The organism is Candidatus Allofontibacter sp. (genome assembly GCF_038145245.1).
GTDB lineage: Bacteria > Pseudomonadota > Alphaproteobacteria > Pelagibacterales > Pelagibacteraceae > Fontibacterium.
Genome location: NZ_JAYQPI010000002.1, coordinates 37,040 through 58,348 on the forward strand (window position 1 = coordinate 37,040; position 21,309 = coordinate 58,348).

Sequence of the window (21,309 nt, forward strand, 5' to 3'; positions counted from 1 at the left end):
AATAAATTACTTTCTGATGTCATTTTCTTATTTAAGTCCACTTTTAAATCCTAAATCATTAAGAATGTTATTTCTTGGTTTTGCTGCTGGTCTACCTTTGCTACTAATTTTTTCTACATTATCTGTATGGTTATTCAAAGCTGGAGTGAATAGAGCAACTATAACTTTATTCAGTTGGGTTGGCTTTGCATATTCTTTCAAATTTATTTGGACACCCGTAGTTGATAATTTAAAATTACCAATATTAGGAAAATTAGGACACAGAAGAGGTTGGTTATTGCTATCTCAATTAATGATTATCCTCTCATTAATTTTCATTTCTTTTACAGATCCAAAAACTTCTTTGATATGCACAGCGATAGGAGCAATATTTATTGCATTCTCAAGTGCAACTCAGGACATCGTATTAGATGCTTTTAGAATTGAGTCTGTGCCTAAAAGCTTACAAGGCGCACTATCTTCAATGTACTTAACTGGTTACCGCATAGCCATGATTGTTGCTGGAGCAGGAAGTTTATGGATTGCATCATTCTTAGGAACTGAAGTTTATGATCAAAAAGTTTGGCAACAAGTTTATCAAATAATGGCTTTGCTTATGCTATTTGGAGTTCTAACTGTTTTTTATTCTTCTGAGCCAAAAATAAAAAGAAATATTGAAAAAAAATCTAACCAAAAAATTAGATTTTTTATTGCTTTCTTATTTTCTTTAGCAGGATTTATTTTGTGTTATTTATATTTTAAAGATTTATTTGATAGCAAAGATCCTATTGTTAGTTTTTTAAATGAATTTATTAAAATCATTTTTTGTTTCTTAATATTTTCTTTAATTTTATTTTTATTAATTAAAATAAAATTTATTAACAAAGAAATTACAAAAAATGCTTATGCAAAACCTGTTCTTGATTTCCTAAAAAGATATGGATCTAAAGCAACATCAATCTTACTTTTAATCGGATTATATAGAATCTCAGATGTAGTACTGGGCGTCATGGCCAATGTTTTTTATATAGAAAAAGGTTTTTCAGTTGCAGAAATTGCAACCTACTCAAAATTCTTTGGAACGATGGCAACTATAATTGGCGGGATTATTGGTGGCCTAGCCTCTGTTCATCTAGGTATAATGAGATCATTATTTATTGGCGCATTAATTTCAGCATTGAGTAATCTTTTATTTGCTTGGCTAGCACTTATTACTGCTGACGTTAAAATCTTAGCATTTGTCATTACTGCAGATAATATTGCAAGTGGCTTTGCTGGAGCTACATTTATAGTTTATCTTTCAGCACTAACCTCAATAAAATTTACAGCAACACAATACGCACTTTTTAGCTCAGCAATGTTATTCTTGCCTAAACTTATTGCTGGTTATGCTGGCAGTTTTGTAAATTTTTTTGGATACTCGACATTCTTTATATTCACTGCAATCATTGGCGTTCCAGTTCTTTTTCTAATAATGTGGATAAACAAGAATGTAAAAATTAGTAAAAAATGATTTACACTAATAATAATGAAGCATATACCTCGCTTGTGAAAAAAATATTACTATCTACTATTTTAGCTTTGCTAATCTGCAATACAGTTTCGGCGCAAAAATCTCCATTTCCATTAAAGCGACAAGATTATTTAGATGCAAATAAAAAAGAATTAGAAAAAATTTTTAATAGCATTGATAAAGATGGTGATGGAAAAATTACAAAAGAAGAATTTTATGCAAATCCTTTAAAAGATGCAGCTGCAAGATTTGATAATACTGACACTAATAAAGACGGTATAGTTACTTTAGAAGAAGAAAATGCAGCAATCGCTAAATTAAAAAAATTAGAAGCTGACGCTAAGAAGAAACAGGCAGAGCAAAAAAAAGAGCAGGCTCCAGCACCAAAAAAATAGTTTAATTTTAAAATATATTTTATTTATAAAGAGAATATCTGTTATTATTCCCACAGATTTATAAGAATATGTTGCTTACAGTTAAGAGTCCCGTTGCAAACATTTACAAAAAAAATAATAAAAATTCTGAAATTGTTACTCAAATTCTTTTGGGAGAGAATTTTGTCGCTCAAAAAAAAATAAAAAATTTTTATAAAGGATATAAAGCTTATGACCAATATAAAGGTTTTATTGAAACAAAAGATTTATATCTGGATAAAGAAAAAAAAACACACAAGATTATTTCTAAAGATTGCAACCTATATAAAAAACCAAATAACAAATATAAAACAAATAATAAAATATTTTTTAATTCAAGAATATCTATTTTAAATAATGCAAATAATTTTATTCAAACAAATGTTGGATGGATTTTAAAAAAAAATATCAAACCAATAGATTTTAAAACTAAACATTTTCTTAATAATGTTAAATTCTATCTTAATACAAAATATCTATGGGGCGGCAACAGTCCTAAAGGGATAGATTGTTCGGCTTTAGTTCAAGAATTATTAAAATTTAACAATATCTATAGTCCACGAGATTCTAAGGATCAAAAACAATTCTTTAAAAAAGAAATTACTTTCAAGAATATAAAAAAAGGAGATCTTTTATTTTGGAAGGGCCATGTCGCAATTGCATTAAACAATAAAAAATTAGTACATGCTTTTGGTGCTAAAAAAAAAGTAATTATCATGGGAATAAAAGAAACTATTAAAAAAATATATTCAAAATCTAAATTGCCACTATTGTGTGTTAAACGTATTAAAAATTTTTAATTAAATATTTAAAAAAATGAGAACATTTTTTCTGCTGATTCGGTCATATTTTAAGCCTGCTTTGTTCTTAGCTAATAACAATAGGTAGTATCTCGAAAAAAATTTAATACTAAAAATGTCCTTATCAGAAAATAAAATTATTGCTGTTCTCGGTCCAACAAATACTGGCAAAACTCATTTTGCAATTGAAAGGATGCTTCAGTTCGGATCTGGAATTATTGGATTTCCACTTCGTTTACTTGCAAGAGAAGTTTATGAAAAATGTATTCAAAAAATTGGCGTAGAAAAAGTTGCTTTAATAACTGGAGAAGAAAAAATTATTCCTCCGTATGCAGATTATTTTTTATGCACTGTTGAGTCTATGCCTCTCGACATTAGCACTGAGTTTGTTGCAGTAGACGAAATTCAAATGTGTGCCGATCCTGAAAGAGGTCATATCTTTACTGATCGTTTATTAAATATGCGTGGTGATAAATTAACAATGTTTCTTGGCTCTAACATTATGCAAAATATAATACAAAAATTTATCCCTGAAGTTGAGTTTATCTTTAAAGAAAGATTTTCTAAACTTTCATACTCAGGTCACAAAAAAATCTCAAGGCTACCTGGTCGAACAGCTATTATCGCTTTTTCTGTTGATGAAGTTTATGCCCTTGCAGAATTTGTTAGACGACAGCGGGGAGGGGCAGCAATTGTTATGGGATCCTTGAGTCCTAAAACAAGAAATGCTCAAGTTGAGTTATATCAATCAGGTGATGTAGATTTTCTTGTTGCAACAGATGCAATTGGAATGGGTATTAATATGGATATTGATCACGTCAGTTTTAATAGTCTAAATAAATTTGATGGTAGAAGAAATAGACATCTTCGTCTAACAGAAATAGGACAGATTGCTGGTCGTGCTGGTAGATATATGAATGATGGAACTTTCGGGATTACTGGAAAATGTGAAGAATTAAATCCTGAACAAATAGATAAATTAGAAAATCATAAATTTGATAGTGTTATAAATATTTACTGGAGAAATTCTAATTTGGATTTCTCAAACATAGGAAATCTTTTAAATAGTCTTGATCAAAAACCCTATGATTATAGTCTTTTAAGAAACAAAGACCTATTAGATGAAAATGTATTAAAAACTCTAATAGTTAAAAATGATCAATTTAAAAACGATTATAAAAACAACAATCTATCAACTTTATGGGAATGTTGTCAGATACCAGATTTTACCAAAAGTTCTTATAACGAACATATTGATATTGTTAAAAAAGTCTTTGAATTCCTGATCTCTGACAAGGGAAAAATACCTAATGAATGGATGAGAACTCAATTAAGTGGATTGGATAATGAATCTGGAAATATTGATGCAATTGCAAACAGAATTTCACATGTAAGAACTTGGGCTTATGTTTCTTATAAAAAAAATTGGGTTGAAAATAGTGATTACTGGATAGCTAAAACAAAAGACATTGAAGACAAACTGTCTGCAAAATTACACGAAGAGTTATCAAAAAGTTTTATTGATAGAAGGATAAGTATTCTTTCTAAACATTTAAAGCAGGATGCAAAATTAGAAACTAAAATCTCAGAAAAAGATGAAGTAATCATTGATAAACAATTTATTGGAACTATTAAAGGTTTAAGACTTAATTTAGATTTTTCAAGTACAGCTCTACAAACTGATATCAAATCTATAAAAAAAGCTGCTCGACAAGGAATTATTGAAGAATTAAAAAAAAGGATCGCAGAAATTATTGAACAAAATATTGAGTCTGTATCTCTTCAATTAAAGGAAGATTTTAAAATATTCTGGAAAGAAAATCCTATAGCAACAATTATTCCAGGAAAAGATTATTTAAATCCGAAAATAAAACTATTAATTGATGATGCTTTGGACATAGATGAGCAAAGCAAATTAAAAGATTATTTGGAAAAATGGATAGATAAAGAAAAAAATATTTACCTTCATGATTTAATTAAAACCTCAAAAATTAATTTAGAAAATAGCTACGCTCGAGCCTTATGTTATAGATTATTTGAAAACCATGGAGTATTAAAAAGATTAGATGCCGAGGATTTACTAAAAAACCTAGATAAAGAACAAAGAGCTAGTATAAAAAAAATTGGCATTAAGATTGGCAGATATCATATTTATCAACCTCTGATGATTAAGCCAAAAGCTGTAAATTTAAAAATAATTCTTTGGAATTGCTTCAATAATAAAATTCAAAGAGAAAAATGTCCCACTTTTGGATTAAATTTTTTAAAGAATTTCGAAACAAAAAATAAAGAATTTTTATTAATATGCGGATTTGAAACTTTTGAAAATTATATAGTCAGAGTTGATATATTAGAAAAACTTTTTATAAAAATCTTAAGTTCAACAAATAACAATCAATTTTCTATATCTTCTGAAATGCTCAATCTTCTTGGATGTGGAAAAGAAGATTTTGAAAAACTACTAAAATTAATGAATTACAAAAAAATTGATAAGGACAAAGATATATTTAGTTATGACTTTAAACATAAAGATAAGAAAAAAATTAAAAAAGATAATGTTAAAAAGAATATCAACAACCCTTTTGCTTCTCTCAAAAATTTATCTTTAAACAATTGAACAATGCTCTGTATTTTTAAAGATAATAATAATATTATTTAAATAATTTATTCTTATAAAATAAGTAATGACATACGTAGTGAATGACAATTGTGTTAAATGTAAACTCACAGATTGTGTTGAGGTTTGTCCCGTAGATTGTTTTTATGAGGGCGAAAATATGTTGGTTATCAATCCAGATGAATGTATCGATTGTGGCGTTTGCGAACCAGAGTGTCCAATAAATGCCATCGAACCCGATACAAATAAAAATACAGAAAAATTAGTTATATTAAATAAAGAGATGTCCGCAAAATGGCCAAATATTAATAAAAAAAAAGACCCTTTGCCAGATGCAGATAAATTTAAAAATATACCTAACAAACTTGAAAAATACTTTAGCGATAAACCTGGGCCAGGTAATAAATAATCTTGTAAGCTTGTATTAACTAATCGGATACTATATTAAGCGCCATGGAATTTCTAAAAAAAATCATGAAGAATAAAAAGTCGCAAAATAAGAAAAAAGAATCAAATATAAAAAAAAATAAAAAAATTAAATTAGAAAAAAAACCACTAAAAAAAGAAACTCCCAAAAAAGAAATTCTAAAAAAAGAAAAACCTCCAATAGAAATTAAACCTAAAGGAAAAAGAGGAAGACCAAAAAATCCGGAAACGCAAAAAAATATACAGCAAACTTCTTCCGAACAAAAATCGCTAACCGCATCTCAAAATGTACCTGCTGAAATTATAATTACAAAAGTTGCAAAACAAGAATCCGATAAAAAAATTTATAAAGTTAAAGATCACGTTATTTATCCAAAACACGGTGTCGGTCAGATTGTTGCAATTGAAAGCAGCGTAATTGCTGACATTGAAATGACTTATTACAAAATTCAGGTTACTAAAGATAAATTAGTTTTAACAATTCCTGTTAACCAACAAGGAAATTTAAGACCCATATCAAGTGTAAACCAGATTAATAAAGCAATTTCTATTTTAAAAGGAAAACCCAAAATAAGAAGAACTATGTGGAGCAGAAGAGCCCAAGAATATGATCAAAAAATTAACTCTGGTGAAATTTATCAGATTGCAGAAGTAGTAAGAGATCTAAATAAAAATACTGAGATTCCAGTTGATCAATCTTATAGCGAAAGACAATTATTCGAAAAAGCCTATGATCGTTTATTAGGTGAAGTAGCTATTGGAATGCAGCTTTCTAATGAGGATGCTAAAAAGAAATTAGACAAAGCTCTTGGTAAGAAAGAAACTGTAACGGCGGAGCCTATATAAAAAAAACGCCCTTCAAAAAATTTGAAGAGCGTTTTTCTTGAAAACTCAAAAAACTATCTTCTTCTTTTTTTTGCTTTCTTTGCTGGCTTTCTTCTAGAAGCTTTTCTCTTCTTAGAAGTTTTCTTAGCTTTTTTTCTTTTTTTAGCCATTTTTTTCTCCTGTTACGTTAATGATCACTTAAATAATTTAAGTGATTCGCAATTAGAAATACTTAAAAACATATCGATTACTATGTCAAATTTTTAATTGTGAACAAAATTTTAAAAAAATGAATCAATTTTTTTTTTGATTCATTTATTATTGTTTTACAATAGTTTTTTAATATTTTTTTTAGAATAAATATTATTTATATTTCATTTAAGTGCACTCGTAGCTCAGCTGGATAGAGTACAAGTTTCCTAAACTTGGTGTCAGAAGTTCGAATCTTCTCGAGTGCACCAAATTAGATATAAAGTTTTTCTAATTGATCTCCAAAAATTTTTTTTATGTGATGTCTACGAATTTTCATTGTTGGAGTTAACATTTCATTTTCAATAGTAAATGGATCATCAATAATTATAAATTTCTTAATCTTTTCAATAATACTTAACTCATTATTAACTTTATCAATAATAAATTGTATTTTATTTTTTCTATCCTCCAACTCTTTTGGAACAACAATTAGAGCAACTAAATAATTTTTTTTATCCCCATAAATATAGCTTTGAATAATTTCAGGATAGTTTGCTAATAAATTTTCTATTTTACTTGGAGCAATGTTGTCACCACCTGCATTTACAATAATATCTTTTTTTCTATCGGTGATCTTTAAATATCCTTCGCCATCAATTTCTCCTATATCTCCAGTATATAACCAATTATCTCTTAGGATCTTTTCAGTCTCACTTTTATTATTCCAATATCCAAGCATGACATTTTCTCCTTTAACTAAAATTTCACCATCTGTAGCTATCCTCACCTCTACATCTTTAAAAATCTTTCCAACAGTATCCACTTTAATCTTATCAATTGAATTACAGCTAACCACTGGTGATGCTTCTGTTAACCCATAACCTTGCAATGTGGGCAAACCCAGAGAATTTAAAAATATACCAATATTATAATCTAAAGGCCCTCCTCCAGATATAAATGCTTTTATTTCGCCACCAAATTGTTTTTTAATTTTTTTTCTAACAATTATATCAAGTATCAAATTTATAAATTTTTCAAAAAAAGTCATTTTTTTAAATAATATTTTTTTTTCACCCAACTCTAATGTTTTATTAAAGATTTTTTTTTTAAAATTGCTTTGATTTTGCAAATTAATTTTAATTTTATGAACCAAATTTGTATAAAATCTTGGTACCGCAGTCATGATCGTTGGTTTCGCAATTTTTAAATTGGTCAATAACTTATCTAAACTTTCAGAATAAAATATTTTTGCCCCAAGACTCAATTGAACAAATTGAACTGTATGTTCGTAAGAATGAGATAATGGTAACCATGTTAAAAAAATATTTTTTTGCTCTTTAATAAAATATAAGAATTCTAAGGCACCTTCACAATTTTTTAATATCCCTCCATGAGACAACACAACTCCCTTTGGGGTTCCTTGAGTGCCTGAAGTATAAATTATACAAGCAGGATCTTTTCTTGTTAATTTTTTATTGTTTTCTTTAAAAAAAATCTTTGTCTGCTCAATATCAATTTCTTTTTTTACAATATCATAAAAATTAACAATATTTTCTTGTGAAGGCTCATTATTCTGATTTAAAAAAATTATAAAATTAAAATTGTAATTAATTTTTTTTGCTGCCAATAAAATATTTTTTAATAACTGAGTACTTGAAACAATTAATCCTGTTGGCTTACAGTCATTAATTGTAAATGCAAAATCATTTACAGTGTAAGTAGTGTAATTTGGAACAGTAATTGCTGAATTTAGCAATATTGCTAGATCAGCAATTAACCATTCTGGTCTATTCTCTGAAACTAATAATATTCTATCCCCTTTCTTAATATTTTTTTGATTTAAAAATATTGCAAGTTTTAAAACACTATTTTTAGTATCTAACCAAGAATATTTCTGAAATTTTTTTTTATCTAAATTATTATAGAATAAATGTTCTTCTTTTTGATATCTTTCAGTTTGTAAAAAAAATATTTCATTTAAACTATTAAAAGACGAAATTTGCATAAATTTTATTCTACTTTTTTAAGCTATTTATTCTACATTAGTTATTTTGGATGCTAATAACAAAATTAAATATATAACAACTTTTAAAATGAGATCTCTGTATAATAAAATTTTATCTATTTGTTCTAAGAAACAATCTGAAAAATTTCTATATTTTATAAGTTTTATTGAAAGTAGTGTTTTTCCAATTCCAATCGTTTTTTTAATGATTCCTGTACAATTAGTTAAAAGACATAAGGCAATGGCCATTGGTTTTTTTGTAACAGTATTTTCAGTACTTGGTGGCGCCTTTGGTTATTATCTAGGATATTTTTTTTACGATACGATTGGAGCTAAAGTTATAAGTTTATATGGGTATCAAGAATCTTTTATTGCATTTACAAATTCTATTACAAAAGAAATGGAATTTTGGATTGTATTTTTTTATGCATTCACTCCTCTTCCATATAAACTTTTAACCATTGGTAGTGGTTTTGTGCACTTTAATTTTTGGATATTTATTGTTGGTAGTTTTATATCAAGATCAATTCGTTTTTTAGCAATCAGCTTTTTGATATGGAAGTACGGCGAAAGTATAAAAAATTTTATAGAAAAATATTTAAATATTTTATCAATAATTATTGTAATATTATTATTATTAATATTTTTTATAGTAAAATATTTATTTTAATGGTGCGGAAGGAGGGATTTGAACCCTCACACTCTTGCGAGCAATAGATTTTGAGTCTATCATGTCTACCGTTCCATCACTTCCGCAAATCAGAATTTTTATTTTTTGTTAATAAAACTAATTTTTATTAAAATCGCAAGCAGCAACCAAATAATAAAAGATTCTCCATGATTAATTTTATAAGACGCACCAAAAAGCTTAGCAATTCCAACGACTAAGTAAAAAACTACTGGTGAAATCACTAAAGATATAGCAAATTGCTTAAAATCAAATTTTAATTTCATTTTTCAATTATATAAATTCGAATATACATGACAAGCGAATGTTAAAAAATGCATTAAATAAACTTATAAAACTAGCTGGGCACAAATTTGCAAAGTATGCATTAGCGGCTTGGTGTTTTATGGAAAATATTTTTTTTCCTTTTCCTTCTGATGCAATTGTAATCCCAATGTCAATTGCAAAACCAAAAAAATGGTTTGAAATTTTTGCAATTGCAACTGTATCAGCTTTTATAGGAGCGCTTGCCGCTTATGCTATTGGAAGTTTCATGTTTCAGAAAATTGGCGTTCATATATTTGATTTATCAGGCGTTGACGATCCTAACAAATTCCTAGCTATCTTTTATAAAAAAAGCACAATGATAGCTTTTGCTTTCATTTTGTTTATCTCAGGATTTACACCTCTTCCTTTTAACTTACTCGCAATTGCAAGTGGCTTCGTTCATTTCAACTTTCCTTTATTTGCTGCTACAGCATTATTTACAAGAGGGTCTAGATATTTCTTGTTAGCTTATTTGTTTTCAAAATTTGGACCTAAGATTCAACAGCAAATTGAGAAAAAATTTACAACTTTTTTAGCATGGGTAATTGGAAGTTTTATTTTAGTTATTGCAGGAATGTATTTATTTTATATTAAATTCCCACACTACTTTGCTGCTTGAAAAATAAAATTTATAATTATTTTAAATATATTCTTCTAATCAACGTTCTTGTTATTTTATCTGCATTATTTATTGAGTATATTTTAAAAGTTAAACCTTGTGCTTTGTGCATTTATGAACGTTATCCCTATTATTTAATTTTAATATTCTCAGCATTGTTTTTTTTAAAAAATAATTGGACAAATCAATTAATGCTTTTGATAGTTACAACATCTTTTGTGAGTATTTTTCTTGCTGGATACCATGTTGGGATTGAATATGGATTAATTAACGAATTATCTAGCTGCAAAACAGAAATTAGTAAAAACTTATCTAAAGATATTCTTTTAAAAGAATTACAAAGTAACTTAGCGCCTTCATGTAAAGAAGTTAGTTTTAAATTATTTGGTTTATCTTTAGCTTCAATTAATATGATTATGTCTTTAATTCTAACAATTTTATATTATAAAATATTTTTATGGATAAAAAAAACGAACAAATAGCTGAAATGATCAGAGTTAATCACGCTGGTGAACGTGGTGCGATAAAAATATATGAAGGACAATTAAAAGCTCTTCAACTTTTTAATAAAGATCCTGAACTGCAAAATACTATAAAAAACATGCGCGATCATGAATTAGAGCATTTAGAATTTTTCGAAAATCAAATTATTGAGAGAAAAGTTAGACCTACAGCCTTACTTCCTTTATGGGATGTTCTTGGCACAGTCCTTGGTTTTGGAACAGCGCTTCTTGGAAAAAAAGCAACAGCTTTATGCACTTCTGCTGTTGAAGAAGTTATTGGTAACCATTATGGAGAGCAGATAGATATTTTATCTAAAGATTACAAAGAAGAAAAAGAATTAAAGAAAAAATTCATCAAATTTAGAGATGAAGAGCTTGAACATAAAAATACTGCTGAAAATTTAGGCGCTAATAACGATGGATTATATTCTATTCTAGATACGTTGATAAAAAATAGTTCTAAATTAGCTATAACGATCTCAAAAAAATATTAACTTTCAAGTTTAACATCCCAATATAAATAATCTAACCAACTTTGATGTAAAAAATTAGGTGGAAAAAATTTTCCATTTTCATGTAGCTCTTCTACTGTTGGGCGACATGGCTTTGTTTTTGGTATCATCCCGCTAACATGAGGAAGTTTTCCCCCTTTTTTCACATTACATGTACAACAAGCAGACACAACATTTTCCCAACAAGTAATGCCACCTCTAGATCTTGGTATTACGTGGTCAAAAGTTAAATTTTTATTGCTTCCACAATACTGACAAGAAAATCTATCTCTTAAAAAAACATTAAATCTTGTAAAATTGGGAAATTCGGATGGTTTTATATATTTCTTTAATGAAATCACACTTGGCAATTTCATAGAAAAAGAAGGACTTCTAATTTCACGATCATATTCTGAAACTATTGTCACTCTATCTAAAAAAACATCACGGACGGCATCTTGCCAACACCATAATGATAGAGGGTAATAACTTAATGGTCGATAGTCTGCATTTAATACTAGCGCAGGGCATTTATCCAAAGGCACTGAATTAGATTTTGTAATAATCATTTGGCACTACAATTGATATATTAATTTTATTTTTAATCAAAATATTTATTTTTTATTGATGTTAATAAATTCTAATCCTAAACTTAATCCTTCTACAGGAATAGAATGACCACAGCCTTTAAAAACTTTTGTTTTTAAGTTAAACTTGTTTTGTATTAAAAAATTTTTTGCCTCCATCATTTCCTCTAAAGGAACGATGCTATCATCATCTCCGTGCATTAAAAAAATTGAAGGTTTTGATTTAATATTTTTTGCTAAAAAAATAGGATCATAAATTTTTCCTGAATAACCAACTACTCCGGCGATCTTATTAGAATTCGTCAAAGCATAGTGTAATGACATCATCGTTCCTTGACTAAATCCTACTAAAAATAACTTTGAATAATCTAAATTTAATTCTTTTAATTTTGCATTAATAAATTCTGTTAATTTAAAAATTGAATTTTCCAGTTCAAAACCTATCTTTTTAACGTCATGACTCATAAGATCAAACCATTCAAATCCTCCTGGGTTTACTGAACATGAATTGGGTGCATTAGGTGAAGTGAAATAAAAATCTGGCAAGAATCTTTGCCAATAATTTCCAATATTAATTAAATCTTTTCCATCAGCTCCGTATCCGTGACAAAAAACTACTAAATAGTTAGCCTTAGTAGAAATTTGTGACAAAGAAGTTGTTTTTAAAAATATATTTTCTTCGATTAATTTCATTAATATTTTATTTTATATAATTTTAATCATTTTATGATAACTATTTATTAATGTCAGATTTAAGTCGTATTATTGCTATAGTTGCTTTGATTGTCGTTACCGTAATTCTTATTCGTGGAATAAAATCATTTTTTTTAGGTAGTAATATTGAAGATAAAAGACGAAGCAATAAATTAATGCAACTAAGAGTGATCGCTCAATTTGTTGCTATTGTGATTTTAATGACTTTATTTTATTTCTACAAAAAATAAATTTAAAGATTTTGTAACCAATCAATAAATTTTTTATCAATAAAATTAATAGAACCTATAACTCTAGCTATTTCTTTGCCGTTACGATCGATAATTAATGTTGTTGGTAGACCTCTTAATCCAATTTTATTAGCTAATGTATACTCTGGATCATAATAAGTTGAAAAATTATTAATATTTAAATCTTTAAAGAATTTGTCTGTCTTTTTTTTATTTATTTTTTCAAGATTAATAGCAAATATCTTTATTTTATCTTTTCCAATGACATCAACTAACTTATCTATGGATGGCATTTCTTCTTTGCAAGGCACACACCAGGTAGACCAAAAATTAATTAGATTTATTTGATGATCAAATTTATTAAATTTTAATTTTTTGTTGGAAAAATCCATAAATTCCTCACCAATAATTTCTTTTGGAACCTCATGCACTACTATGTTCTTAAAAGGAAGTTCTTTAATAGGTTGTGATAAAGAGTGATTAGTAATAAATAACAATAAACTGGTTATACAAACTAAATATTTAAAAAAATTACGTAAAAAAAACATAGTTTAGTTTTATATATTATTAAAAATATGACTAAAGCAAATAAAAATAAAGTATGGGGTACAAGAGTTAAAAAACCTACATCAAAACTTTTACAATCAATTAACTCATCAATTGATGTAGATAAAAGATTATTTAATGAAGATATTGATGCATCTATTGCTCATTGCGAAATGTTATCTAAGCAGAAAATTATTAAAAGTGAGTCTGCTAAAAAAATTATTACTGGATTAAAAAAGATTAAAATAGAAATAAAAAATAATAAATTTGAATTTAAAAAAGAACATGAAGATATCCATCTTAATGTTGAAAAAAGATTATTTGAAATTATAGGAGATCATGCCGGATTTCTTCACACTGCAAGATCAAGAAATGATCAGGTAGTCACAGATTTTAAACTTTGGGTAAAAAAATCTGCAATCATTATTGATAAAAATTTAACTCTACTCATAAAAAGTTTTTTAAATAAAGCTAAAAAGAATATTGATGTAATTATGCCTGGATTCACGCATCTTAAAAATGCACAACCAGTATTATTTTCTCATTATTTATTAGCATATGTAGAGATGTTCAAAAGAGACAAAAAAAGAATCAAAAGTTTCTTAGAGAATATTAGTGAAAATCCTCTTGGATCTGCTGCTCTTGCTGGAACATCATATAATATAGATAGACATTTTACTTCAAAAAAACTTGGATTTAAAAAACCTACTGACAACTCGATTGACTCAGTATCTGATAGAGATTTTGCTATTGAATTCTTATTTATAGCATCTTTATGTTCAATGCATCTTTCAAGACTTGCGGAAGAAATAATTATTTGGAATTCAGATCTTGTAAATTTAATCACTCTTGAAGATAGTTTATTAACAGGTTCTTCAATTATGCCTCAAAAAAAGAATCCAGACTCAGCAGAATTAATTAGAGGTAAAACTGGAAGAATATTTGGACAGTTATCTTCTATGCTAACTACAATGAAAGGCTTGCCGCTCGCTTACTTTAAAGACATGCAAGAAGATAAGGAAAGTATATTTGATTCATATGATACACTTTTATTAAATATTCAACTTGCTACAGAATTAGTAAATGGAATAAAACCAAACAAAGCTAAAATGCTAGCAGCAGCAAAATTGGGTTTTACTACTGCAACAGATTTTGCAGACTATTTAGTAAAAAAAGGAATGTCCTTTAGAGACGCTCATAAAAAATCTGCTACTCTAGTAAATATTGCTGAAAAAAATAATCAAACACTTGATGAATTAGATTTTTCGACAATAAAAAAAGTTGAAAAAAGCGTAGAAAAAGATGTTTTAAAAATGTTTGATTTAAAAAATTCAGTAAATTCAAAAAAATCTTATGGCGGAACATCGCCGTTTAATGTTAATAAAATGATAAAAAAATATCAAAAAGAGTTTAAATGATTAGAATTTTATTAATATTATCAATAATATTCTTAACAGCATCTTGTGGTGTAAAGAATAATCCCGTTTACCAATCTTTAAATAATAATTTTGAGAAGCAATCTTTAGAAACAAAAATTGATATCAAAATCATTTAATGAATTTTCTAAAATTCAAAAATAAAAATCTATTTTTTGAAAATATTGCTATATCAAAACTAGCAACTAAAATTAAAACTCCATTTTATCTTTATTCTCTAAGTCAACTAAAATTTAATTTTAATAATTTTAAAAAAAATTTTAAAAAAGCAAATCCAATTATATGCTTTTCAGTAAAATCAAACTCAAATTTAAAATTAATTTCTGAACTAAAAAAACTTGGTTCTGGCGCTGATGTTGTTTCAATTGGTGAGTTAAAAATTGCTCTTCAAGCAGGAATTTCTCCAAAAAAAATAGTTTTTTCTGGAGTTGGCAAAACAGAGGAAGAATTAGATTTTGCAATTAAAAAAAATATTCTTTTAATTAATGCAGAATCGGAAGCTGAAATAAATGCAATAAATAAAATCGCTAAAATAAATAATAAAATTGTATCTGTCGGTATCAGAATTAATCCTAATATCTCAGCAAAAACTAATAAAAAAATATCTACAGGTAAAAAAGATAATAAGTTTGGTATTTCGATGAAAGCTTGTTTAGAAATATTTAATAATCAATATCATTATGAGTACATAAGATTTGAAGCAATTAGCGTTCATATTGGCTCTCAAATTATGGAAATTAATCCATTTAAAAAAGTTTTAAACACACTTTCAAACTTTAATAAAAAAATTAATTTAGTTGGTATCAACTTAAAGTATATCGATCTTGGAGGCGGAACTGGTATTCCATATTCAAACAGTGAAAAAAAATTTAATCTACATCAATATTCAAATCTTGTACTTAAATTTAAAAAAACAAATAAAGTTGAAATTATATTTGAGCCCGGAAGATCTATTTGCGGCAATACTGGCGTATTAGTATCTCAAATTATTTATTTAAAAGATGTGCCTGGAAAAAAATTTATAATTATAGATGCTGCAATGAATGATTTAATTAGACCCGCTTTATATGGTGCAAAACATCAAATTTATCCTTTGTTAAAAAATACATTTATTATTAATAAAAATACCGAATTCGTAGGCCCAGTTTGTGAAAGTTCTGATACATTTATCTCTTACAATAAATACCAAAAACTAAATGAGGGAGATTATGTTTGTATTGATAATGTTGGAGCATATGGAAGATCTTTAGCTTCAAACTATAATTCAAGACCTTATTCTGCAGAAATTTTAATTAATAAAAATAAATACAAAGTAATAAAACAAAGACAAAAATTAGAATCTTTGATTAATTAAATGCATTTTTTAAGATCTTTGGTATTTAATTTTGCAACTTACTGTGGATCTTTTTTTTCAACATTATTAGCTTTGCCAACTCTTATAATGCCAAGAAGAGCAATGCAGTGGTTGGCACGCATGTTGGGTTTTTATATTATTTTTTGTGTAAGATTTATTATTAATACAAAAATAATATTCAAAGGGTTGGAAAATATACCTAAAGATAGAAAATTTTTTATAGCTTCCGCACATCAATCAATATGTGAAACTTTTGTCTTTAATGCTGTACTTAATGCTCCTATTTTTATTGTTAAGACTGAATTATTTAAAATACCATTTTATGGATGGTGTATAAAAAAATTAGGATTTATTGGAGTTCATAGAGAAAAAACTACCAAAGATCATCTTGTTTTTTTAGAAAAGACTGCTGAAACTATTAATAAAGAATCTTCTCCTCTAATTATTTTTCCACAAGGAACCAGAATCAAAAATAATGAAAGAGTACCCTTAAAAAAGGGTGTATCTAGAATTTATGAAAAAGCAAAAGTTGCTTGCATACCTGTTAAATTAAATACGGGTGATGTATGGCCTAGAGATAATTTTCTTAGATTCCCAGGAGAAATTTCAATTGAATTTAAAAAACCAATTGAGCCAGGCTTAAGCATGAATGATTTTATGAATAAACTTGAAAAAGAAATTTACGATTAATTCTTTCTACCAAAATTAGGAATATTAATATCCTGTCCAGCTTTAACAATCGCTTGTCTAATCTTTCTAGTCTTAGAAAATAAATTAAATAATTTATTTCCATCTTTTTTTATAATTGCACGCTTTAAATTACTTAAGTCTAAATTAAATTTATCTAACATATGAAGAATTTGTTTTCGATTATTAAGAGCAATATCTCTCCACATAGTAGGGTCTGAAGATGCAATTCTAGTAAAGTCTCTAAATCCACTTGCGCTATATTTAATCACTTCTGATTTTGTATCCTTTTCAAGATTGGCTGCGGTTCCTACAATATTATAAGCTATTAAATGTGGAATATGACTTGTGATTGCCATAACTTTATCGTGATGCTCAGCTGACATATGTTGAACTTTACAGCCAATTTTTTTCCAAAAATTACTCAATTTTTTTAAAGAGCTAGGATTCTTTTTATTTACCGGCGTAATAATGCACCATCTATTTTTAAATAAATCAGCAAAGCCAGCTTCTGGACCACTTTGTTCTGTGCCAGCAACCGGGTGAGCTGGAATCCAAATCGTATTCTTACTTATTAACTTATTAACAGTATTTGTTACAAAAATTTTTGCTGAACCAACATCTGTTAAAATACAATTTTTTATTAAGTGATCTTTAATAGCAGAAACAATCTTCTTATAAGTGCCTAGAGGGGTGCAAATAATTACAAGATCAGAACCTTTGACACTTTTTTCAAGATTACTTTCTATATGTTTAGTTATTTTAAGTTTGTAAGTTTTTTTTAATACTATTTTAGATTTATCATGAGCAACTAAGATTTTGCATAAATTATTTTTTTTAATCGCTCTAGCAATTGAAGAACCTATTAGACCAAGCCCTATTATAGTAATCTTATTAAACATTAAAAATTTTATTCAGAGTTCTTAAAAATAGATTATTTTCTTTATTATTTCCAATAGTCACTCTTAGTGAATTAGGCAAACCATATCCCTTCATTTTTCTTAATATGATCTTAGATTTAATAAATTTATCATAAACCTTATCCGCTGTTATTTCTTTATTATCAAAACGCATCAAAAAGAAATTAGCAACGGGAACATTAGTTAAAATCCCTAAATTAATAAAATTTTCAAAAAATATATCTGCCCATTTTCGATTATGTTCTATATTTTTTTTTAACCAATTTTTATCATTTAAAGCCTCAACCCCAGCCACTTGCGCTGCAGAATTAACATTAAAAGGAGGTTTAATAAGTTTCATTGCGGAAATAATATTTTTGGGACCATAACCCCAACCAAGTCTTAAACTTGCTAGACCATATATTTTAGAAAATGATCTAGTAACCAGCACATTACTATAATTTTTAAACAAATCTAAACCAGAAACATAATCTTTATTAATAACAAATTCACAATACGCATCATCAACTACTAATAAAATATTGCTACGCAATTTTTTCCTAAGAGATAGCATCTCATTTTTATCTAGATATGTTCCTGTTGGATTATTTGGATTGGCTAAAAAGATAATTTTAGTTCTAGATGTTACTTTTTCTAATATAGAATCTATATTTGCTTTAAAATCTTCTTCAGGCGCTACAATAACTTTACCACCGTAAATTTTTGCATAGATTCTGTACATTAAAAAACTGTACTCTGTGACTAAAACCTCATCATTTGGTTTTAAAAATAATTGGCAAGCTAAGCTAATTATTTCATCTGAACCGTTTCCAATAATAATATTATTAGGATTAAGTTTTAAATTCTTAGATATTGATTGAATTAAAATATTCGAATTTCCATCTGGATATCTGGACAATTGTGTACTTTTTTTAACAAATGCTGAAATAGCTTTTTTCGAAGGTCCTAAAGCAGATTCATTAGCCGAAAGTTTTATTGGCTTTTTAATATTTTTTATTTGTGACAACCCGCCTACATATTTTAAATTATCAAAATTTTTAAATCTTAACGGCATATTTTATAAATAATTGCTGATTTTATTTTTTAATTAACACAATGCTATTATGGTTGATACTATTTATAAAAATAAATCTTATAAAATTTTTGAAAACATTAATAAGATCAATGATAAAACCGAATAAATTGACAATAAATTATCCCTAAGATAAAAACCATTTGCGCTGATTTACCGAATTGCGAGCGCATACAAACAGCTAAAAAGGTAAAAAATCACTACAAAGTGTTTTTTTAAATTAAATGAAATTAGAGTCAAAAATAGTAATAGATTTTATAAAACCATTCACAAAAGTTCTTGATGTAGGTTGTGGAGATGGAAGTATTCTTCTTCACTTAAAAAAAGAAAAAAAAATTGATGCTCGAGGTATTGAGATTGATCACGAAAAAGTCAAAGAAAGCCTAAGCAAAGGTCTTTCTGTTGTCGAAGGGGATGCAGAAAAAGATCTAATTAACTATCCTGATCAATCTTTTGATTACGTAATTCTAACACAAACTCTACAAGCTTTTTACAAACCCAGAAAAGTTTTGCATGAACTTTTAAGAATTGGAAAAAATGCGATTGTATCTATTCCTAACTTTGGCTACTGGAAAGTTAGATTTAGTTTACTTCTTAAAGGACGTATGCCTGTTACAAAAACTTTACCCAACACATGGCATGACACCCCTAATTTACATATGTGCACAATTAAAGATTTTTTTGATTTGTGTCATTCTGATAAGATTGACATAATAAAATCGGTTGCTGTAACTCAAGATAAATCTTCAGCAATTTCAGATTTAAATTTAGAAATAAAAAATCTTTATTCAGAATTTGGTATTTTTTTAATTAGCAAAAAAAACTAATCTTTCTTTTATGATGGTTACTCATATTATTCCATGTTTAAAAGATAATTATGCTTACATTGTAGAAAATAAAAAAACTAAAAATGCATGCGTTATCGATCCTTCTGAGTCAGAACCTATTATAAATTTTTTAAATATAAATAAACTAAATCTTAAATATATTCTAAATACCCATCATCATGCTGATCACATAGGGGGAAATCTAGAATTAAAAAAAAAATTCAATTCAAAAATATTAGGCTTTGAAAAAGATAAAAATAGGATTCCAGGAATTGATATTTTTTTAAAAGATAAACAAATTTGGAATTTTGAAGAATCCAATGTTTTAGTAGAGCATGTTCCTGGTCATACCTCTGGTCACATATTTTATTATTTTAAAAATGAAGAATTTGTCTTTACAGGTGATACCTTATTTTCATTTGGATGTGGTAGGCTGTTTGAGGGTTCTTATTTAGAGATGATTAATTCTCTAAAAAAAATTAGATCCTTACCATCTAAAACAAAATTATATTGCGGCCACGAGTACACAATTAACAACTTAAAATTTTGTATAGAAATTGATAAAAACAACCCAGAACTTAAAAAAAAGTATACTCAAGTCAGCAATCAAATTAAGAATAAATTACCAAGTGTCCCTTCTAGTATAAGTGAAGAAATAAAATTTAATATTTTTTTGAAATTTGATGATCTAGAATTTAAAAAATCAATAGGACTTGAGGGTCTAAATGAAGTAGATTTTTTTAAAAAGATTAGAGATTTAAAAGATAATTTCTAAAAACCAACATTCCTTAACATAATCACAATCTTGACAAGCTAAGGCACCTATATATATTGCCCTGACCTAAAAATATTACATATGACTTTTGCAGTAATTAAAACTGGTGGTAAACAATATAAAGTGTCAGCAAACGATACTATTAGAATTGAAAAGCTTGATAATCAAGCTGGTAAAGTTTTTGAATTTAAAGAAGTTCTTCTAACAACAGACAATACCTCAACTGAAATAGGATCACCTATGATCGATGGTGCATATGTTGAAGCTGAACTTTTAAAACAAGCAAGAAATGACAAAGTTATTATTTTTAAAAAAAGAAGAAGACAAAATTCGAGAAGAAAACGTGGACATAGACAAAATGTTTCAATAGTGAAAATTTTAAAAATTTATGGTAAAAGTGGTAAACTTTTAGCTGAAGTTAAAAATTCTACTGTAGAAAAAAAAACTTCTGAAAAAAAAGTTGAAACTAAAATAACAGATAAAAAATAGATAAAAAATGGCAACAAAAAAAGCTGGTGGATCGACAAAAAACGGACGCGATAGTGCTGGAAGGCGACTAGGCGTAAAAAAATTTGGCGGTCAATCTGTGATAGCTGGAAATATTATTATGAGACAAAGAGGAACAAAAATGTTCCCTGGTAATAATGTTGGTATGGGTAAAGATCATACAATTTTTTCTAAAATAAACGGTGTTGTAAAATTCGAGACAAAAAAACTCGGAAGAACTTACATTTCAGTAATCCCTCAATAAACTCAGTTTATTTTTAAACTGAGGTTTTTATTT

General features: G+C 27.2%; 26 protein-coding genes and 2 tRNA genes. 20 read left to right on the top strand and 8 right to left on the bottom strand.

The window, feature by feature from the left end; all coding sequences use genetic code 11:
- The first annotated feature begins 16 nt into the window (after positions 1-16).
- The 7 genes from AC8IGH_RS00820 to AC8IGH_RS00850 all read left to right on the top strand — a co-directional run bounded on the left by AC8IGH_RS00820 (position 17) and on the right by AC8IGH_RS00850 (position 7,034).
- Positions 17-1,492 carry an AmpG family muropeptide MFS transporter gene (locus AC8IGH_RS00820; RefSeq protein WP_507418816.1) on the top strand — a complete coding sequence of 492 codons (1,476 nt, stop codon included), beginning with the start codon at positions 17-19 and terminating at the stop codon, positions 1,490-1,492.
- Complete coding sequence (locus AC8IGH_RS00825) at positions 1,489-1,887, top strand: EF-hand domain-containing protein (RefSeq protein WP_507418817.1); 399 nt, start codon at positions 1,489-1,491, stop codon at positions 1,885-1,887. Before AC8IGH_RS00820 ends, AC8IGH_RS00825 begins: the two co-directional genes overlap by 4 nt.
- A gap of 68 nt (positions 1,888-1,955) precedes the next feature.
- Positions 1,956-2,705, top strand: coding sequence for a C40 family peptidase (locus AC8IGH_RS00830; RefSeq protein WP_507418818.1), 750 nt, complete (start codon positions 1,956-1,958; stop codon positions 2,703-2,705).
- Between the two features lie 115 nt (positions 2,706-2,820).
- On the top strand, positions 2,821-5,322 hold the full coding sequence (locus AC8IGH_RS00835) for a helicase-related protein (protein ID WP_507418819.1): 2,502 nt from the start codon (positions 2,821-2,823) through the stop codon (positions 5,320-5,322).
- A gap of 67 nt (positions 5,323-5,389) precedes the next feature.
- Positions 5,390-5,731 carry a ferredoxin FdxA gene (gene fdxA, locus AC8IGH_RS00840; protein WP_507418820.1) on the top strand — a complete coding sequence of 114 codons (342 nt, stop codon included), beginning with the start codon at positions 5,390-5,392 and terminating at the stop codon, positions 5,729-5,731.
- Between the two features lie 44 nt (positions 5,732-5,775).
- A complete protein-coding gene (locus AC8IGH_RS00845; protein ID WP_507418821.1) occupies positions 5,776-6,594 on the top strand; it encodes a CarD family transcriptional regulator in 819 nt (272 codons plus the stop codon).
- A gap of 363 nt (positions 6,595-6,957) precedes the next feature.
- Positions 6,958-7,034, top strand: a tRNA-Arg gene (locus AC8IGH_RS00850).
- A 2-nt stretch (positions 7,035-7,036) separates the two neighbouring features.
- On the opposite strand, the gene AC8IGH_RS00855 is transcribed toward AC8IGH_RS00850, so the two are convergent.
- Positions 7,037-8,770, bottom strand: a complete 1,734-nt coding sequence (locus tag AC8IGH_RS00855) for an AMP-dependent synthetase/ligase (protein ID WP_507418822.1) — start codon at positions 8,768-8,770, stop codon at positions 7,037-7,039.
- 88 nt (positions 8,771-8,858) lie between these two features.
- Here AC8IGH_RS00855 and AC8IGH_RS00860 point away from each other — a divergent pair, with 88 nt between their 5' ends.
- Positions 8,859-9,440, top strand: coding sequence for a YqaA family protein (locus AC8IGH_RS00860; RefSeq protein WP_507418823.1), 582 nt, complete (start codon positions 8,859-8,861; stop codon positions 9,438-9,440).
- On the opposite strand, the gene AC8IGH_RS00865 is transcribed toward AC8IGH_RS00860, so the two are convergent.
- A tRNA-Leu gene (locus tag AC8IGH_RS00865) sits at positions 9,441-9,526 on the bottom strand.
- Positions 9,527-9,538: 12 nt separating this feature from the next.
- Entirely contained in the window at positions 9,539-9,724 is a 186-nt protein-coding gene (locus AC8IGH_RS00870) for a hypothetical protein (RefSeq protein ID WP_507418824.1), read from the bottom strand.
- A gap of 38 nt (positions 9,725-9,762) precedes the next feature.
- On the opposite strand from AC8IGH_RS00870, the gene AC8IGH_RS00875 reads away from it, so the two are divergent.
- Genes AC8IGH_RS00875 through AC8IGH_RS00885 form a run of 3 tightly spaced genes read left to right on the top strand, consistent with a single transcriptional unit; the run spans position 9,763 to position 11,380 of the window.
- Positions 9,763-10,383, top strand: a complete 621-nt coding sequence (locus tag AC8IGH_RS00875; protein ID WP_507418825.1) for a YqaA family protein — start codon at positions 9,763-9,765, stop codon at positions 10,381-10,383.
- On the top strand, positions 10,380-10,865 hold the full coding sequence (locus tag AC8IGH_RS00880) for a disulfide bond formation protein B (RefSeq protein ID WP_507418826.1): 486 nt from the start codon (positions 10,380-10,382) through the stop codon (positions 10,863-10,865). Before AC8IGH_RS00875 ends, AC8IGH_RS00880 begins: the two co-directional genes overlap by 4 nt.
- Positions 10,841-11,380: a demethoxyubiquinone hydroxylase family protein gene (locus tag AC8IGH_RS00885; protein ID WP_507418827.1), complete on the top strand. Its 540-nt coding sequence runs from the start codon at positions 10,841-10,843 to the stop codon at positions 11,378-11,380. Before AC8IGH_RS00880 ends, AC8IGH_RS00885 begins: the two co-directional genes overlap by 25 nt.
- On the opposite strand, the gene AC8IGH_RS00890 is transcribed toward AC8IGH_RS00885, so the two are convergent.
- The gene (locus AC8IGH_RS00890) at positions 11,377-11,946 is read right to left on the bottom strand and encodes an HNH endonuclease (RefSeq protein ID WP_507418828.1); all 570 of its coding nucleotides are present in this window, start codon (positions 11,944-11,946) and stop codon (positions 11,377-11,379) included. The genes AC8IGH_RS00885 and AC8IGH_RS00890 overlap by 4 nt on opposite strands.
- Positions 11,947-11,991: 45 nt before the next feature.
- The gene (locus AC8IGH_RS00895) at positions 11,992-12,657 is read right to left on the bottom strand and encodes an alpha/beta hydrolase (RefSeq protein WP_507418829.1); all 666 of its coding nucleotides are present in this window, start codon (positions 12,655-12,657) and stop codon (positions 11,992-11,994) included.
- Positions 12,658-12,707: 50 nt separating this feature from the next.
- Here AC8IGH_RS00895 and AC8IGH_RS00900 point away from each other — a divergent pair, with 50 nt between their 5' ends.
- A complete protein-coding gene (locus AC8IGH_RS00900; protein ID WP_507418830.1) occupies positions 12,708-12,908 on the top strand; it encodes a twin transmembrane helix small protein in 201 nt (66 codons plus the stop codon).
- A gap of 2 nt (positions 12,909-12,910) precedes the next feature.
- Here the strand turns inward: AC8IGH_RS00900 and AC8IGH_RS00905 are convergent, their stop codons facing one another.
- On the bottom strand, positions 12,911-13,405 hold the full coding sequence (locus AC8IGH_RS00905) for a TlpA family protein disulfide reductase (protein WP_507418831.1): 495 nt from the start codon (positions 13,403-13,405) through the stop codon (positions 12,911-12,913).
- A 78-nt stretch (positions 13,406-13,483) separates the two neighbouring features.
- Here AC8IGH_RS00905 and argH point away from each other — a divergent pair, with 78 nt between their 5' ends.
- From argH to AC8IGH_RS00925, 4 genes are read left to right on the top strand one after another with little or no spacing between them, the layout of a single operon-like run.
- Positions 13,484-14,872 carry an argininosuccinate lyase gene (gene argH, locus AC8IGH_RS00910; RefSeq protein WP_507418832.1) on the top strand — a complete coding sequence of 463 codons (1,389 nt, stop codon included), beginning with the start codon at positions 13,484-13,486 and terminating at the stop codon, positions 14,870-14,872.
- Positions 14,869-15,009 carry a hypothetical protein gene (locus AC8IGH_RS00915; protein WP_507418833.1) on the top strand — a complete coding sequence of 47 codons (141 nt, stop codon included), beginning with the start codon at positions 14,869-14,871 and terminating at the stop codon, positions 15,007-15,009. The genes argH and AC8IGH_RS00915 overlap by 4 nt, the downstream gene beginning before the upstream one ends.
- Entirely contained in the window at positions 15,009-16,244 is a 1,236-nt protein-coding gene (gene lysA, locus AC8IGH_RS00920) for a diaminopimelate decarboxylase (protein WP_507418834.1), read from the top strand. Before AC8IGH_RS00915 ends, lysA begins: the two co-directional genes overlap by 1 nt.
- A complete protein-coding gene (locus AC8IGH_RS00925) occupies positions 16,245-16,934 on the top strand; it encodes a lysophospholipid acyltransferase family protein (protein ID WP_507418835.1) in 690 nt (229 codons plus the stop codon). It begins immediately after the preceding gene.
- On the opposite strand, the gene AC8IGH_RS00930 is transcribed toward AC8IGH_RS00925, so the two are convergent.
- The gene (locus AC8IGH_RS00930; RefSeq protein ID WP_507418836.1) at positions 16,931-17,833 is read right to left on the bottom strand and encodes a prephenate/arogenate dehydrogenase family protein; all 903 of its coding nucleotides are present in this window, start codon (positions 17,831-17,833) and stop codon (positions 16,931-16,933) included. The two genes, AC8IGH_RS00925 and AC8IGH_RS00930, sit on opposite strands and share 4 nt — an antisense overlap.
- A complete protein-coding gene (hisC, locus tag AC8IGH_RS00935; protein ID WP_507418837.1) occupies positions 17,826-18,905 on the bottom strand; it encodes a histidinol-phosphate transaminase in 1,080 nt (359 codons plus the stop codon). The genes AC8IGH_RS00930 and hisC overlap by 8 nt, the downstream gene beginning before the upstream one ends.
- Positions 18,906-19,147: 242 nt before the next feature.
- On the opposite strand from hisC, the gene metW reads away from it, so the two are divergent.
- The 4 genes from metW (at position 19,148) to rpmA (ending at position 21,276) form a co-directional block, all read left to right on the top strand.
- Positions 19,148-19,750 carry a methionine biosynthesis protein MetW gene (metW, locus tag AC8IGH_RS00940; protein ID WP_507418838.1) on the top strand — a complete coding sequence of 201 codons (603 nt, stop codon included), beginning with the start codon at positions 19,148-19,150 and terminating at the stop codon, positions 19,748-19,750.
- Between the two features lie 13 nt (positions 19,751-19,763).
- Positions 19,764-20,525: a hydroxyacylglutathione hydrolase gene (gene gloB / locus AC8IGH_RS00945; protein ID WP_507418839.1), complete on the top strand. Its 762-nt coding sequence runs from the start codon at positions 19,764-19,766 to the stop codon at positions 20,523-20,525.
- Between the two features lie 81 nt (positions 20,526-20,606).
- Positions 20,607-21,014 carry a 50S ribosomal protein L21 gene (gene rplU / locus AC8IGH_RS00950; protein WP_507418840.1) on the top strand — a complete coding sequence of 136 codons (408 nt, stop codon included), beginning with the start codon at positions 20,607-20,609 and terminating at the stop codon, positions 21,012-21,014.
- 7 nt (positions 21,015-21,021) lie between these two features.
- Entirely contained in the window at positions 21,022-21,276 is a 255-nt protein-coding gene (rpmA, locus tag AC8IGH_RS00955; RefSeq protein ID WP_507418841.1) for a 50S ribosomal protein L27, read from the top strand.
- Positions 21,277-21,309 lie beyond the last annotated feature (33 nt).